13 protein-coding genes and 1 pseudogene are annotated in these 16,887 nt (G+C 31.7%); 2 read left to right on the top strand and 12 right to left on the bottom strand.

Annotated elements, in window-relative coordinates:
* The first annotated feature begins 36 nt into the window (after positions 1 to 36).
* The gene (locus SHK09_RS11185) at positions 37 to 453 is read left to right on the top strand and encodes a helix-turn-helix domain-containing protein (protein ID WP_319810863.1); all 417 of its coding nucleotides are present in this window, start codon (positions 37 to 39) and stop codon (positions 451 to 453) included.
* 309 nt (positions 454 to 762) lie between these two features.
* A pseudogene (locus SHK09_RS11190) lies at positions 763 to 1,542 on the top strand (IS110 family transposase); the annotation flags it as partial.
* 121 nt (positions 1,543 to 1,663) lie between these two features.
* On the opposite strand, the gene SHK09_RS11195 reads toward SHK09_RS11190, so the two are convergent.
* From SHK09_RS11195 to SHK09_RS11250, 12 genes are all read right to left on the bottom strand, one after another.
* Positions 1,664 to 2,737, bottom strand: a complete 1,074-nt coding sequence (locus SHK09_RS11195) for a Fic family protein (protein WP_319810864.1) — start codon at positions 2,735 to 2,737, stop codon at positions 1,664 to 1,666.
* 223 nt (positions 2,738 to 2,960) lie between these two features.
* The gene (locus SHK09_RS11200) at positions 2,961 to 4,085 is read right to left on the bottom strand and encodes a T9SS type A sorting domain-containing protein (RefSeq protein WP_319810865.1); all 1,125 of its coding nucleotides are present in this window, start codon (positions 4,083 to 4,085) and stop codon (positions 2,961 to 2,963) included.
* A 156-nt stretch (positions 4,086 to 4,241) separates the two neighbouring features.
* A complete protein-coding gene (locus SHK09_RS11205; protein WP_319810866.1) occupies positions 4,242 to 4,871 on the bottom strand; it encodes an IS3 family transposase in 630 nt (209 codons plus the stop codon).
* A 54-nt stretch (positions 4,872 to 4,925) separates the two neighbouring features.
* Positions 4,926 to 5,774 (bottom strand): IS3 family transposase, encoded by an 849-nt coding sequence (locus SHK09_RS11210; protein WP_319810880.1) that lies wholly within the window; start codon positions 5,772 to 5,774, stop codon positions 4,926 to 4,928.
* Complete coding sequence (locus SHK09_RS11215; RefSeq protein ID WP_319810867.1) at positions 5,720 to 6,178, bottom strand: helix-turn-helix domain-containing protein; 459 nt, start codon at positions 6,176 to 6,178, stop codon at positions 5,720 to 5,722. Before SHK09_RS11215 ends, SHK09_RS11210 begins: the two co-directional genes overlap by 55 nt.
* Before the next feature lie 434 nt (positions 6,179 to 6,612).
* Positions 6,613 to 8,565 (bottom strand): heavy metal translocating P-type ATPase, encoded by a 1,953-nt coding sequence (locus tag SHK09_RS11220; protein WP_319810868.1) that lies wholly within the window; start codon positions 8,563 to 8,565, stop codon positions 6,613 to 6,615.
* A 55-nt stretch (positions 8,566 to 8,620) separates the two neighbouring features.
* Positions 8,621 to 9,037 carry a Fur family transcriptional regulator gene (locus tag SHK09_RS11225; RefSeq protein WP_117881269.1) on the bottom strand — a complete coding sequence of 139 codons (417 nt, stop codon included), beginning with the start codon at positions 9,035 to 9,037 and terminating at the stop codon, positions 8,621 to 8,623.
* Between the two features lie 2 nt (positions 9,038 to 9,039).
* Positions 9,040 to 10,245, bottom strand: coding sequence for an efflux RND transporter periplasmic adaptor subunit (locus tag SHK09_RS11230; protein WP_319810869.1), 1,206 nt, complete (start codon positions 10,243 to 10,245; stop codon positions 9,040 to 9,042).
* A gap of 4 nt (positions 10,246 to 10,249) precedes the next feature.
* Positions 10,250 to 14,584, bottom strand: a complete 4,335-nt coding sequence (locus SHK09_RS11235) for a CusA/CzcA family heavy metal efflux RND transporter (protein ID WP_319810870.1) — start codon at positions 14,582 to 14,584, stop codon at positions 10,250 to 10,252.
* 119 nt (positions 14,585 to 14,703) lie between these two features.
* Positions 14,704 to 15,015 carry a DUF6660 family protein gene (locus tag SHK09_RS11240; RefSeq protein WP_319810871.1) on the bottom strand — a complete coding sequence of 104 codons (312 nt, stop codon included), beginning with the start codon at positions 15,013 to 15,015 and terminating at the stop codon, positions 14,704 to 14,706.
* A 387-nt stretch (positions 15,016 to 15,402) separates the two neighbouring features.
* Entirely contained in the window at positions 15,403 to 15,948 is a 546-nt protein-coding gene (locus SHK09_RS11245) for a DUF4468 domain-containing protein (RefSeq protein ID WP_319810872.1), read from the bottom strand.
* Positions 15,949 to 15,982: 34 nt separating this feature from the next.
* Complete coding sequence (locus tag SHK09_RS11250) at positions 15,983 to 16,414, bottom strand: hypothetical protein (RefSeq protein ID WP_319810873.1); 432 nt, start codon at positions 16,412 to 16,414, stop codon at positions 15,983 to 15,985.
* Positions 16,415 to 16,887: the final 473 nt, after the last annotated feature.

A 16,887-nucleotide genomic window follows, 5' to 3' on the forward strand; every position in this document is an offset into this window, starting at 1 on the left:
AATTACTTTCGAATTGATAGTAATAATTTATAAATAATGAAAAAAGAATTTCGTTCAGGCTGTCCAATCTCTTCTGCATTAGATGTTGTAGGCGATAAGTGGTCTTTGTTAATTATCCGAGATATGCTAGTTAAACACAAAAAGACTTTTAAAGAAATATCTGATTCGGACGAAAGGATTGCTCCAAGTATTTTGTCTGCACGATTAAAATTATTGGAATCTTATAAATTAATATTCAAAACAAAAATACCTGAAAATAAAAAAGAGAATATTTATTTGTTAACAGAAAAAGGAATTCGATTAACTCCAATAATCGTTGAATTCAGTTTGTGGGGCGATAGTAATATGCGAGAATTCAATAAAATAAAAGATATAGAAGGTTTAAATTTAGATAAGTCTTATGTTATTCAATCGGTTGAAGATAGTTATAATTCTATGTTGCTTAATTTTTAATTAAGTTGTTCTCAAAATGGCATACAAGGGTCTGCTTAATAAAATTAACATATATTAATAAGCAAGAGGGTAAATAAATTACAAATAGTAAGTATGCTATAGATTGTATTATACTAGCATTTTTTTTATACGGCGTTGCTAATAGTTTTTCTAATTTGTTCTAAATTTATTTTTGTTGTATCACTTCTTTTATAGCATGTAATGTAGTTTTCAATTGGTTTTCATTTGTAGATGCCCATATTCGTATTTTAAAGTTCTATTAATTCTTTCTGCAATAGCATTTTGTATTATACTGATATAGGTTGACCTTTTTTATATAAACAAAGTGTTTTAGTTTCCGTTGTAAATCTATTATCAGTAAAGCGTTTTATACAAATGAAATTAGCTAAAGTAAAGACAGATAAAAGTGATGCTAAAGCGATTTGTGAATATGGTCAAATCACTGAAGTTCCATTGTATACAGCTCTTACCGATGTTCAAAGTGAGTGTTTACAGTTGTTTAGATTGTTAGATAGTGATATTAAAAAACGTACAGCAGTTAAAAATAAAATCCATGGAGAAGAAGTTTTAGGGATTCCGTCTAAGTGGGTTTATCGATCTTTAATTAGGACAAAAAAACATTTAGATAAAGAGATTTTAGGAGTTGAATCCAAAGTACTTTCTTTAGTAAAACAAGAGCAACAAGTACAATTGACATTATTGACAAGTATTCCTGGAATAGGTCAAAAAACAGCGTTGTTTTTAATTGTGGTTACAGATGGTTTTGAGAAATTTGAAAACTCAAAACAATTATGCAGCTATGTGGGAATAACGCCTACTATAAGGGAGTCAGGAAGTAGTGTAAGAGGCAGAAGTAGAATCAGTAAAGTTGGTAACAGAAAGTTACGAAATCTTTTATTCCTGTGTTCATTTACGGCTTGTAAGCATAATAAGGGATGTATAGAGCTCTATGAGCGAATTGTAAACAAGGGTAAGAGTAAAAAATTAGCTTTAATTGCAGTTTCTAATAAGTTGTTAAAACAATGTTTTGCAATAGCAAAATCGGGATTGCTTTATGATGAAAGGCATGTTTCTGTTTTGCCTAAATAAATAGCTTTTATTCAGAAAAATAAAAGCTCATAATACTAATTAATATAATTATGAGCCTAGAATAATATTTTTAAAATTTACAAAGAAAAGGTTTATTTTTTACCTCAGTTCTTTGTTGTACTTAGTGCTTCTTCAATATTTCTATCAATTTTGTATTTACGTAGACACTCTCTCTTCCAATTTTTTGAGAAGTTAATATTCCGATTTCTTCCATTTTTTTTAAATATCTGGAAGCTGCTTTTCTCTCAACGTTTAATCTCTCTACTACAAACTCTATTTTAGAGTAAGGTTGTTCAAATAGTAATTCAATTAATTCTTTTCTATAAATTTTCGGTTCTTTTTCTTGTGCAAATAGTATAGTTTCATCTAATAGTGTTTTTATAGAATTTATTTTCTCAATAGTTCTGTTCGATGTTACTTCAACAGCTTTTAGCATGTAAATGATATATTCAGACCATTCATTTGTGTTATTAACTGTATTTAATAAACGGTAGTAATCTGCTTTATTTTCGTTGATATATGAACTTAAATATAGAATAGGAATATCTAAAAGATCGTTTATAATTAAGTATAGGATGTTTAGAATTCTTCCTGCTCTTCCATTACCATCATAAAAAGGATGAATGCTCTCAAACTGATAATGTAAAATTGCTAAATTAATTAATGGGTTTAAATCGTTCTGTTTTACATTAAAATGTTCTAAGAAATTACCTAATAAATCTAAAATTGCATCTTTTTCTTGTGGAGGAGTATATACAACTTCTCCTGTTTTATCGTTTTTTAATACAGTTCCAGCCATTGAACGAACTCCAGCATTATTTTCGATAATAGTTTTTTGAATTGTTTCAATATCCTTTAACTTTAAAAAACCTTGTTTTTTAATTAATTCGAACCCTGAAAAAATTGCGCTTCTATAATTTATAACTTCTTTAACTTGAGTTGGTTGTTTTGTGTTTGTAGCTAATGCTTTATATAATTCATCTTGAGTTGTAATAATATTTTCAATTTCAGAACTATCTTTAGCTTCTTGTAAAACAACTGCATTAATCAACATTTCCTGATTAGGAATAGTTTTAGCAATCCCTTTTAATTCACCTAATGAATTTGAAGATTTACTCAATTGACGAAGAATTTCAATTGTTTCTACTTTTTCTCTTTTTGGAGGAAGTTTTGCAAGTTTATTGTTATGGGACATTTTATCTCTAATAAATATTATATGTACCAAAAATACGAAAAATAGTTCAAATAAATTAGATGTGTGACTTTTTATCCCGCATTAAGTACAACGCTGTTGTATATGTTTTGTTGCGTGTTTCAAGCAACTAATTTAGTAAATAATTACCGACCAAGAAAGTGCGCGAGGACTTTCGTAAGTAGGCGAGTAGGCAGTAATAAATTATATACGGTGTTATGGGCTTTTATTCTTTAATAACTTTATGATTAAAAATTTCTCCGTCTTCTCGCTCAAAAACAATGTTATAAAACCCACTTGGCAGTTTAGATATATCAATTGTTTTTTTGAATTCATTTATTATTATTGATTGACCTAATATGTTCCTAACTATTATTTGTTTAATTTCTATTTCAGAACTATTTAAAATATTAATAATTCCACTTGTAGGGTTAGGGAAAACAATAATGTTATTTTCAAATATTTCTTCATTAACGTTTAAAGTATTACATTCTTGTTCAGTACTTCTAAATTGTGTTGTCGAATCAATATTTGACCAATTTTTATCACTATATGTTATGTCATCTACAACAATACAATTTAAATTTGGATTGCTTTTTGTATTAAATCTTCCATTAGTTATATTACTGTTATTTCCGTTTTTAACATTTAATGTTGATATATTGTTATTATATATACTGCAAACTAAAAGGTTTGTATTATTACTTAAATCTATTTGTCCACTAAAATTATTATAAAAATCAAGGGTTTCTTCGAAGCCTATTACAAAATATGATAAATCACTCCAATCTGAAAAAATATTAGGAATTTCTCCTAAAAATCTATTTCCATCAAGAAAAAAAAGTTTTATATTCTTTAACGCTTCAAATGATAGAGGTATATTACCAGTAAGTTGGTTGTTATCTAAATATAAGTTGATTAAATTTGTGCAATTTCCTATTTCAGAAGGGATATTACCTGTCAAATTATTGTTCCATAGGACTAAAGATTCTAATTTTAATAAATCACCCATTGTAGTTGGAATATTTCCAGTTAAAGATTCATTAAAAGTAATTTCAAGATCTTTTAATTCAGATAAATTTCCAATTTCATTTGGTAGTGTACCGTTAAGATAACTATTATCAAGCTTTATTTTTACAATGTGGTCTTGTCCAGTAATATTTTCAACTGTTACACCTGCCCAATCACTAACAGGTAAAGATGTATTCCAGTTTGTACTTGAACTTGGGTTCCAATTTACACCATCTGTTGAATTATAAAAAGCTATTAATGCATCTCTTTCTTTAGTTGGAACTTGTGATTGTATAACCTGGAACGATAATAGTATTAATAAAAGTATTTTTTTTTTCATATTGATTTATTATTTAGTGTAAAAATAGGTTTTATTTAATCTGAACTTGGTGTATTATACTGATATAGGTTGACCTTTTTTTAGGTTAATTTATATCGTTCAAATTATTTTTTTAGCCGTTTAGAAGGCAAAAAATATTTTGAACTACGTTTGTTTTTAAATTTTTAGTTCAGTCAAATTTACATTATTTTTTCGATACGATTTGTATTTGATATTCGGGTTTAAATGTACTTCAGCTGGTTTTCTTAAATCTATGCTATAATGCGTTCTTAAATTGTTGTAAATATATACAGCTTGTTTTGTTACTTCTTGAGCAATGGCAGTGTTTTTAATACAGTTTCTCAGTCCGTATTCATATTTTAAAGTTCTATTAATTCGCTCTGCAATTGCGTTTTCATAAGGATCATATTGTTCTGTCATACTCATCATTATGCCATTTTTTTCTGCAAAGGCTGTGTATTTTGGGTTACAGTATTGAAAACCTCTGTCAGAATGATGTATTAATTTTTTATCAGTGTATTTTCTATTTTTAATAGCCATTTCCAGCGCTTCTGTACAAAGTGATGTCTTCATATGATTATCGAGATTATATCCCATAATTTGCTTAGAATATGCATCTGTAACGATTGCTAGGTAATTGTGTCCATTATCTGTTTTAATGTATGTTATATCGCTTACCCATAGTTGTTCTGGTCGAGTAGGAACTTGGTCTTTAATTAGGTTTTTATATTTTTGTATTATACTGAAATAGGTTGACCTTTTTTTAGTTATTATTTCGACGTTCAAAAGATTTTTTTCAGCCATTTAGAAGGCAAAAAAATAGTTTGAACTAGGTCTGTTTTAAATCATTAGTTCAGGTAAATTTACATTATTTTTCCGATAGGATTTGTATATGATGTTAGGATTCAAATGTACTTCAGCTGGTTTTCTTAGATCCAGGCTAAAATGTGTTCTCAGATTGTTATAAATATATACAGCTTGTTTATTCATTTTTTGAGCTAGGTCAGTGTTTTTAATGGTTTGTTTTAATCCATATTCATATTTAAGAGTCCTGTTAATTCGTTCAGCGATAGCGCTTTCATAAGGATCATACTGTTCGGTCATACTCATGGTAATTCCATTGTTTTCTGCAAATTCGGTGTATTTAGGGTTGCAGTATTGAAACCCTCTATCTGAATGATGAATAAGCTTTTGATTAGGATATTTTCTATTTTTAATAGCCATAGCTAGAGCATCTTTACAAAGCGATGTTTTCATATGGTTGTCGAGTTTATAGCCCATAATTTGCTTAGAATAGGCGTCTGTAACTAATGCTAAGTAGTTATGTCCGTTTTGGGTTTTAATATAAGTGATATCGCTTACCCAAAGTTGTTCTGGTCGAGTAGGAACGTGGTCTTTTACGAGGTTTTTATATTTTTTGAACATATGATTAGAATTGGTTGTTGTGATGTAGTTTTTTGACTTAGGTACTAGTAATTTATTAAGTCTCAAGAAACTGTAGAACTTGTCTCTGCCTATTTTAATTTCAGCGTTTATAAAGTCTTGTTTAAGTTCCGTATGTAGTTTGATTCCGCCAGTTTTAGAGCCTACTTTTTTACGGTAGTCTTTGACCATTTTGATTAATTTTAGATGGTCTATTTGTTGTTTTTGTTGCGCTTTGAGTCTTTTGTAGAAGGCTTGTTTAGAGATCCCAAAACATTGATAGAGCCATTTTCTTTTAAAATGTTTTTCTTCTTTAGTTCTATCTCGTTTGCTAATGTTTCGGGCAATGACTTTTTTGACATATCGACGCCTGTAATGAGTTCCATATCAGCAATAATATCTTGTTGAAAGTCTTTTAGAAACTCTAGTTCTTCAATGCGTTCCCTTAGTTTTTTAATTTCATCGTTTTTACTCATACCTGTATTTTGTTGCACTAAGGTACTATATTTTCTTATCCAATAAGAAATGGTAGTTCTAGGAATATCATATTTTTTAGAGGCAAAGTTTGTAGAAATCTGACCATTTTGAATTTGGTCAACGACGAATAATTTGAGTTCTAAAGTTGCTTTTTTGTAGCTTTTTTTTCGCCAGTGTTCTTTTTGTGCTTTCATAAGTGACTATCATTAAGTGATGAATTTTTAGTCAACCTATTTCGTATTGTGCCTAACTCCGTATATGAAACGTAGCGTGTAAAAAGACACTTTCGTTTCGGATTATACACGAGCCGATTTTTTATTTTTTCTATTTATCTTTAATTTTCTAAATATACAAAAATAAAAAATTGGCGGACTTAACAAATAAGCAAAAACCTCTCGGAAAGCCTGTAATAGCTATGTTTTATATACATTGTTGTGCATAGTGCTTTTCACGTTCAGCTTGGTTTTCCGATGTTTTTTGTTTAGTTCAGATGTGAGCGTTGGCAAGACATACTCTTTTACAGTTTTGGCGAAGCTTGGATGATGCGACTGTAAATGTGTATGGCTTAAGCGTTGGCATTTCGGTTATCGATTTTTCAATTTAGCACCAAATTTTTACGCAATGTTACTCAATCCCAATTCATTTTCTGTAATCTAACTGCATTTAAAATTGCTAAAAGTGCCACACCTACATCTGCAAAGACCGCTTCCCACATTGTAGCTAATCCACCTGCTCCTAAAATCAACACAATCACTTTCACTCCAAATGCCAAGCCTATATTCTGCCAAACAATTTTTCGAGTGGAACGACCTATTTTTATTGCTCTGACCACTTTTGAAGGTTGGTCGGTTTGAATAATAACATCTGCGGTTTCAATTGCAACATCACTTCCTAAACCACCCATTGCAATACCAACATCACTTGCTGCTAAAACTGGTGCATCATTTATTCCATCGCCAATAAATGCAATTTTGTTTTCTGGATTTTTCTTTAATATTTCTACTTCATTCAATTTGTCTTCGGGCAATAATCCACCTTTGGCTTGTTTGATATTTAATTCGGATGCTACTTTTTGGGTAATGGAATCTTTATCGCCCGAAAGCATCATAATAGTTGTTATTCCTATCTTACGTAAATTAATAATTGTTTCTTTTGCATCTTCCTTTAATTCATCTGCAATAACTACATAACCAGCAAATTTATCATTTATAGCAACTAAAACAATGGATTCTACAATCGAGTTGGTTTCTTTTGCGACTTCAATTTTATTGGCAGTCATTAAAGCCTTATTTCCAACTAAAACAGATTTTCCGTTTACGATTCCTTTTAAACCCTTTCCTGCGATTTCTGATACATCGGAAGCTTTAAAATCTGCGCCTTCTGCTTTATATTCCAAAATGGCTTTGGCAATTGGATGTGTGGATTGTTCCTCCATTGCCATTAGGTATTTCATAAATTCGGTTTCTTCCCAACCGATTGCTTTTACCTCTTTAATTTTGAAAACGCCTTTTGTAACTGTTCCAGTTTTATCCATAACCAGCGTGTTTATTTTGGTCATAGCATCAAGGAAAGATGCACCTTTAAATAAAATTCCATTTTTTGAAGCTGCTCCCAATCCACCAAAATAACCCAACGGAATTGAAATTACCAACGCACAAGGACAAGAAATTATAAGAAATATCAAGGCACGATACAGCCAATCTCTAAATACATAATCATCCACAAAAAAGTAAGGTAAAAACGTAACTCCAATTGCCAAGAACACAACGATTGGTGTGTAAATACGTGCAAATTTTCTAATGAACAATTCGGTTTTTGATTTTCTGGCTGTGGCATTTTGTACCATATCGAGAATTCTTGCAATGGAACTATCTTTAAATTCTTTAGTGGTTTCAATTTCAATCACACCATCGAGATTAATACTTCCTGCAAAAATTTTTTCACTTTTGGCAATCGTATTAGGTTTGCTTTCGCCTGTTAAAGCTGCTGTGTTAAACGAACCTTTATCAGAAAGTAAAATACCATCTAATGGCACTTTTTCGCCAACACGGACTTGTACTTTTTCGCCAATTTCTACAGTTTCAGGATTAACCGAAATAAAATCATTATTTCTATACACCAAAGCCTCGTTTGGTCTTACGTCGAGCAACGCTTTTATGTTCGATTTTGCCCTATTGACTGCTGCATTTTGAAACAATTCGCCAACTGCATAAAATAACATAACCGCAACACCTTCGGGATATTCGCCAATAATGAATGCGCCAATTGTGGCAATTGACATTAAAAAGAACTCTGTAAAAACATCGCCTTTTTTTATGCTATTCCAACCTTCTTTTAAAACTGGAAATCCAACTGGTAAATAAGCGATGCTATACCAAATAATGCGAATCCAATCTTTAAAAAATGCAACATCAAAGTAATCTAAAGCAATACCAACAATAAGTATTATGAAGCTTACTATTGCTGGAATATATGCCTTAAAATTATTCGGTTTACTTCCGTGATTATGACCATCATCGTGACTGTGTTCTTTTTCAGAATTTGGATTTAGGTCTTTTAAATTAAGTTTTTTCTTTTTCATTTATATTCAATTATATTGTAAAAATGCTTAAAAAATAAGTGCAATGGAAGTGCATTTATTGACCACTACATTTATCGCAAATACCTTTTACTACCAAATTTATATCTTCGGAAATAAACCCGTTTGGCACTTTAATCTGTGGGATTTTATGTTCTGTTAAACAAACGGTTTCATTGCAATTATTGCAATGGAAATGTAAATGTAAATCGGTTTCAATTTCGCAATTACAACCTTTTTCGCAAAGTGCATATTTGGTAATTCCTGTGCCATCATCTATTTGATGAACGATTGCTTTTTCTTCAAATGTCTTTACCGTTCTGTACAAAGTTGTTCTATCTGCTTTTTCAAAAGCGTTTTCAATATCGCTTAATGTTACCGCTACTTGCTTTTGTGCAAGAAACTTATAAATAAGTAATCGCATTGCCGTAACTCGTATATCTTTTGACTCTAATAATTGTTCTATTGTTTGCATAATTAATGTGCGTGTTCTGCTTCGCCCTTTTTCATTTCTGCAATTAGGTAGTACGCATTGTTATAAGCAAACTTTGTATTTGTTGCTATTTCTTCGGAAAATTGAATTGCTACCCAATCGCCATCTTTATCTCCCAAAATAACCTCAATTGGTTTAAAACTCCAATCCACATTTTCTTTTTCAACTGAAAACACATAAAATTTGTCGCCTTCTTTTACAATAGCACTTTCTGGCAATGCCATTGTTTTAGTGCTTTCTGTCTGTATTCTACCTTGAATGTACATTCCTGGAATTAAATTTCCTTTTTTGTTTTCAATTTCTGCGTGAACGTGAACCGCTTTTGGGTTATCCTCAAAAGTTTTGCTTACTGAATATATTTCTGCACTCAATTCATCATCTTCAATAGATTGTATATTAAAGGTAACTTTTTGACCTTTTTTTACTTTGTAAACGTCTTTTTCAAAAACCATTAAATCTGCGTGAACGTGATGCGTATCTACAATTTCAAAGAGTTCGGTTTGTGGTTCAACATATTGTCCTGTTTTCACTTCCACCTTTTGCACATAACCTTCAATGGGACTGCGTAATGCCACACGTTGCGCTATCGTACCATTTGCGACTGAATTTGAATTAATATTCAACAATTTTAACTGTGCTGCCATTCCATTAACCATAGCTTTTGATGCGTCATATTCTGCTTCTGCTTTTTGAAAATTTGCACCAGAGCCTACACCTGCATTATATAATTTTTGTTGTCGTTCATAGTTTTTCTTTAGAAAAGTGCTGTTGCTATACGCATTCAAATAATCGGTTTGCATTTGTATAATATTGGGATGTGAAAGGTATGCAACAACTTGACCTTTGTTTACTTTATCGCCTTCAATCACTTCAATAGAAACCACATTTGCACCAACAACCGAAGTTATGGCAGCTTCATTTTGTGGTGGCACTTCCAAAGTTCCGTTTGCTTCTACATAGCCACTCATATTGCGTGAGGTAATGGTGTCAATTTTCATTTTTAAGGCTTCAAATTGTTGTGATGATAACATAACTTCTTCTCCTTCGTGATGTTCTTCTTTAGGATTAGTACTGGTTTCCTCATCGTGTGCGTGTCCATCTTCTTCATTGTGATTTTCTTTGTTGGCACAAGAGGCAGCTGAAAATGACAATATTAAAATTGTCAAGATGATATATAGTGTGTTTTTCATAGTTCTAATTTTTAAAATATTGTAATTCAAAAGTGCTTTCTAAATAATTTGCCAAAGCTGTTTGTGCTTCAATTTCGCTCTGAATAGCTTCTTTTATAAGTTGTGTAAATGCCGAATAATCAATCTCGCCTTCTTTGTAAGCGAATAATGCGCCTGTTTTTTGGTCTTTTGTAAGTGGTAATACTTGTTCTTTATAAAAGAGCCACGATGTTTTCCACTTTAGATAGTTTTCTCTGGCTTGAATAAATTTAGATTCAACTTCGTTTTGTCTGAATTGAATATTAGTTTCGGCAATTTGTTTGTCAATTTTTGCAGTTCTAATATTCGCTTTTGTTGTGCCAGATAGAAATGGAATTGATATACCAGCTTGATAGGTGTAAAAACCAGAATTACCATTTACGTTTTGCAAACCACCTTGAAGATTGAATTTGGGTAGATTTTCGGCTTTTGCAACTTTGTAATTTGCTTCTGCTTCATCTATTTGAATTTGCGCAAGGTTATATAAAGGATGTTCTTTTGCATTGAAATCGTTTATATCAATTTCATTAGTGATATCCAATTCGTCTGGTACGTTATAAAATTCATCCGAAACGAGCCATAGATTCAACTGCTGTAATGCAATTAGATAGTTGCTCTTTGTTTGCAAAAACTTGTTTTGAATTTGTAAAGCTTGGTTTTTAGCTGCGGAATATTCCAGTTTCGAAATGGCTTCCACTTCATAATTTAATTCCACCGCTTTTTCAAAATTGGTGTAAATGGAATCCAATGCTGCATACAGATTATAATTTTGTTTACTCTGAAAGGCATTTGACCACGCTTTTTTAACTTCCAATTCCAATTCTAATTCTGAAAGTTGAAAGGCTTTTTGCGCTAATAAAATACGCTGCTCCTGTAATTTTCGTTTTGGCGCAATACCAAAGACATCAATATTTGATTGTCCAATACCAACTGTGGTATAAATTCCTGTTCCATTATTGATTTCTTCGCCACCTGTAAAAATTTGAGTTGTGCCAAAATCATAAGCGGTACCTTTTAATTGTTGCTGTTTTTCAATTTCCAACTGCCTTTGTTTTAAACTTGGATAGTTTTCTTTTGAAATCTTTACAGCTTCATCCATTGAAACAGTCGGCAACGTATCATTTACTTGTTGTGCATTTCCTGTTATTGGCAATAAGAACAAAAATGCTACCATTGCAGTAACTGTTACCACTTTTTTATTAGGTCTAAACGTGAACGATTTATTTTCCACCCAATGATATAAAATTGGTAAAACGAATAAGGTTAATAATGTAGATGTCAACAATCCACCAATAACTACTGTTGCTAAAGGTCGTTGTACTTCTGCGCCTGCTGATGCTGAAATTGCCATTGGTAAAAATCCCAAAACATCTGTAAAAGCAGTTAGCATAATAGGTCTTATTCTTCGTTTTGTACCTTCAATAATTCTGTCTTTAAGATTGGTAACGCCTTCATCTTTTAGCTCGTTTAATCCGCTAATCATTACCAAGCCATTTAAAACAGCAACACCAAACAAGACAATAAAACCGACACCTGCCGAAATGCTGAAAGGCATATCACGTAACCACAATGCAAAAACACCTCCAATGGTTGCCATTGGGATAGCGATGTAAATCATTAAAGTTTGTGGAAGTGATTTTAGTGCAAAATAGATTAACACAAAAATCAACAGTAGCGCAATTGGTACAACGGTTTGTAAACGGTTGCTTGCACGTTCCAAATTTTCAAAAGCACCACCATACCGAATAAAATATCCTGATGGCAGTTCGAGGTTGGCATCCAGTTTTGATTTAATTTCAGTTACCAACGATTTTACATCACGACCTCTCACGTTAATACCTACGTAGGTTCTTCGGTTGGTATTATCTCTACTTATTTGCATTGGACCAGCTTTGTAGCTGATGTCTGCAACTTCACGTAGCGGAATTTGAGTTCCTGATGGTAAATTGATATACAAATTCTGAACATCTGAAATATCTGTTCGATTTTGAGAATTTAAACGCACCACCAAATCAAAACGTTTTTCGCCTTCAAAAATAACGCCTGCTGTTCCACCTGCAAATGCAGATTGTACGATTTGGTTTAAAGTATTTATTTGAAGTCCGTATTGTGCTAATTTACTTCGGTTATAGGTAATTGTCATTTGTGGTAAGCCTGTGGTTGCTTCCGCTTTCATATCGCCAATACCTTCAGTTCCTGCGATTATTTTGGTAATTTCTTCTGCTTTTTGTGACAGTATATTTATATCTTCTCCATAAATTTTTATGGCAATATCTTCACGGACACCTTCGAGTAATTCATTAAAACGCATTTCTATGGGTTGGGTAAATTCATAGTTTACTCCAGGAATTATCTCAACTGCTTTCTTTATTTCTTCAATGAGTTCATCTTTTGTCGAAACAGTAGTCCATTCGCTTTTAGGTTTTAGAATTACAAAAACATCTGCTAAATCCATTGGCATTGGGTCGGTTGGAATTTCGGCAACACCAATTTTACTGACTATTTTTTCAACTTCAGGAAATTTCGCTTTTATAATTTGCTCAACTTTAGTTGTTGTTTCAATCGTTTCTGTAAGTGAACTACCTGGTTTTAAAATAGCGTGAAAAGCAATATCGCCTTCATCAAGTTGTGGTATAAATTCGCCACCCATTTTGCTGAACGTAAACAAAGCAATTCCAAAGAGAACTACCGAAATACTTATTATTAGTTTTCCTTTAGATAAAGATTTTTCTAATAAAGGTTGGTATTTACGTTCTACCCAATGCACAAATTTATCTCCATAAGATTTTTTATCAGATTTTGGTGCTCGCAGAATTAATGCAGACATCATTGGCACATACGTTAAACAAAGTACCATTGCGCCAATCATTGCGAAAATGAACGTTAATGCCATTGGCTTGAACATTTTACCTTCAATCCCTTCCAAAGCTAAAATGGGAAGGAATACAATCAATATGATAAGTTGCCCAAAAAACGCAGCGTTCATCATCTTTTTTGATGCGCTGGAAGCGACGCCATCACGTTCTTTAGATGTCAATTTTTTCTTCTTATAGAGTTGGGAAGCTATTAGGAAAACGGTGCTTTCTACAATAATTACAGTACCATCAACAATAATCCCGAAATCTATTGCGCCCAAACTCATTAGGTTTGCCCAAACATCAAAAACATTCATTAATATAAATGCGAATAATAAGGATAATGGAATCGTTGAAGCTACTATTAAACCACCTCGCCAATTTCCTAAAAGGAAAATAAGAACGAAAATTACTATTAAAGCACCTTCAATAAGATTGGTTGAGACGGTTGATGTGGTTTCTGCAATTAGTTTACTTCGGTCTAATAAGGGTTCGATGGTAACACCTTCTGGTAAGGACTTTTCAATTTGAGCAATTCGGGTTTTTACATTTTTAATTACTTTGTTTGAATTGGCACCATTTAGCATCATAACCATTCCGCCAACCACTTCGCCATCGCCATCTTGCGTCATTGCACCATAACGGATTGCAGCACCATATTGAACTGTCGCAATGTCGCCAACGGTAATGGGAATGTTGTTTAAATTCTTTATAGTAATACTTTTAATATCCTCCAAACTACGCACCAAGCCTTCTCCACGAATAAAATTAGCTTGATGGTTTTTTTCGATATATGCACCACCTGTATTTTGGTTGTTGGCTTCCAAAGCTTCAAAAACATCGGTAATTGTTATTCCAATTGCCTTTAATTCGTTTGGGTCAACAGCAACTTCGTACTGCTTGATTTTACCACCAATGGCGTTAACTTCAACAACACCTTCTACCATTGCCATTTGGCGTTGGATAATCCAATCTTGCATCGTTCGCAAATCTGTAATGGAATATTTGTCTTTATATTCTGGATTTACTTTAAGTGTGTATTGGTAAATTTCTCCCAATCCCGAAGATATTGGACCCATTGTTGGTTTGCCAAAACCATTTGGGATTTCTTCCTTGACTTCGTTTAATTTTTCAGACACTAATTGACGAGGTAAATATGTTCCCATAGCATCATCAAAAACTATGGTTACAACAGATAAGCCAAAGCGCGAAATAGAACGGATTTCCTTGACATCAGGCAAATTACTCATTGCAATTTCTACAGGATAGGTTACAAATTGCTCAATGTCCTCTGTTCCTAAATTTGGTGCTTGTGTAATGACTTGTACTTGATTGTTGGTAATGTCTGGAACAGCATCAATTGGTACTTGGGTCATACTCCAAATACCTGCTGCCACAATGGTTAGCGTTAGCAAACCAATAATGAATTTGTTATTGATTGAAAAATCAATGATTTTATTAATCATATAAAAGGTGTTAATTCAGTTAAACATATCATTTTGCGCGAAGCGCAAAATAAAAGCGAAGCAACGCTTGCATTAAAAAGCGTTACGTTTGGATATAGATATCCTTAAAAAAAACTGAATTATGCCCTTGGTGGCTGTAAAATGGAAGTGGTAAAATCTTTTTCTGTACCGTTTAGGTGTAGAAAATCTTGAGTAGAAATAAGAGTTATATCGAGTGTTAAATCTGCAAAGTGCAAATATGTTGCGCTAATATGGCAACATTGGCAAATACAAAAAGGGGAACATAAATCTGAATCTTGGTACTGATGGTCATTATCCATAGCTTGTGAGATTTCAGTTTTAACATCATTATCAGACACAACGTAATCTGCACAAGGTGTTAGATTAAGTGCGAAAATGTAAATTGACAATATGAATGCTAAATGTTTCATTGATGCAAATATATGAATTTATTAATGCAATGGTGTTGCAAAGATGTTCATTGGTTTGTTCGGATTTGTGCGGTGGGAAGAAACAGCTCTTTTATTTTTTTGTGCGTTGGCTTATGTGGTTGGAAAAAATGAATGTGCTGTTTTAGCGTTGGCTTTTTTAGTTCAAATGTTCGATTTTAGCACGATTTCCGCATTATGCACAACGTTTTTGTATAAGATTAGTTGCGTGTTTTAAGCGGTGAATTTAGTAAATAAAACACGAACCAAGAAAGTCCGTTTGGACTTTCGTAAATAAGCTAAAAGCCAGCAATTAATTTTATACGGTGTTGGCAAATCGTTTTTTTTATTAATCAGTATATTTTCAATTTTTCTCTCTTTGAAATTATTTTACCAATCTTCTTCTATTTTCTTTTTTCCATTTATATAGTTTTCCAAACTTGTAGAAAGATTATTAAAAACACTTGGAATGTCTGTTATTAATTTTGAATATAAACCTCTTACTTTTCCGCTTTTTTTGTAATAACGTTTGGCATTTTCATTTATAAAAATATCGTTCCAACCGTATTCTTTAGTATAATATTCTAATTTTGTTGGATTGAATTTTATTTTCCCTTCTTTAAAAGCAATTTCAATGCTATATTTTGCATTCATAGAACTTCCACCACCAATTGTCAAAGTAGAAGGACTTATTCCTTGGATAAAAATTTTTTCATTCTCTATTTTTGAATTAATTACTTCATCTGGTTTTTTATATGTTTCTTTTATCCAATTTATGGTTTTTGAATATAATTCCGATTTTGTTTTGTCTTTAAAGTCTAAAACTAAATAATCATTTAAACCTTTGTTGTCGAAATTGAATTTGTCCTGGCTGTAAGAATTTAAATAAGTTAATAATGTAAATAATAAGGCGATTTTTTTTAGTTTGTTTTTCATTTTTTCAATTTTATAAGTTACCGTAATTTGTTTATTAATATTTGTTTGATAATTCAATTAATTTTAGAATTAGAAGAATTATTGTAATTGAAAAACTAATTCGAGCAATCCATTTTGTATATAAAAATTCAGAAAGAGTTTTGTTAATTAATTTTATGTTAACTCGTTTACTTTCTTTTTCAAGCCATTTATCTGTCATTCCTCCATTTTTCAAAAGCTCAATAATTTCTTCGCGATTAAATTTATGTCCTAAAGTTGTATCTCCTATTTCGTTTTTGTAGGAAAGAATATTTAAAGTACTTAACTCAATTATTATAAATTCAATACGCTCTTCTTCAATTCCTGTTTCTTTTAAAAAGAACGAAAGTACTCCTTTAAAGACGTTTTCTTTTTGATGTAAGTCTAAAAATCTTTTCAAAGCTAAATCAATTGAAATAGATTCATTTTCTGTTAATTCCTTTTTCATTCTTTTTGCTCTCTTGATTGGTAAATGTTTGCCAACGTTTGTGTATAAAAATAGTTGCGTTTTAAGTGTGCGAGGAATTTCGGAACGAAATTCAGAAGCAAACTTAAAAAAGCAATGAACATTGTTAAAGCACTAATTTAGCAATTTTTTTTATATTGTGTTAGGCTCTGTTGCGAAACATTTGAGTAAATACGTTTTGATTCCGTTTTGAACTTTTCAGCGTTTGAGTAAATTCCTGCATTTTACTTTTAAAACACTTTTTATAAAATAAAAAATCGAGAAAAAATTCCACTTTTTTGCTTCCGATTAAATTCCAACATTTTAATTCCGCAAAGATTTTTAATTCCGCAATTTTGGAATTCCGTTTCAGTTTTGTGTGAGTAAAAATTCCGCAAACTTGGTTTAATTCAAAATTTTCACAAACTTGCTAAATTCCGCAATTTTGAAAAATTCCGACGAGCGAGAGAGTGTTC

It is taken from the genome of Polaribacter sp. PL03 (genome assembly GCF_033875165.1).
GTDB lineage: Bacteria > Bacteroidota > Bacteroidia > Flavobacteriales > Flavobacteriaceae > Polaribacter.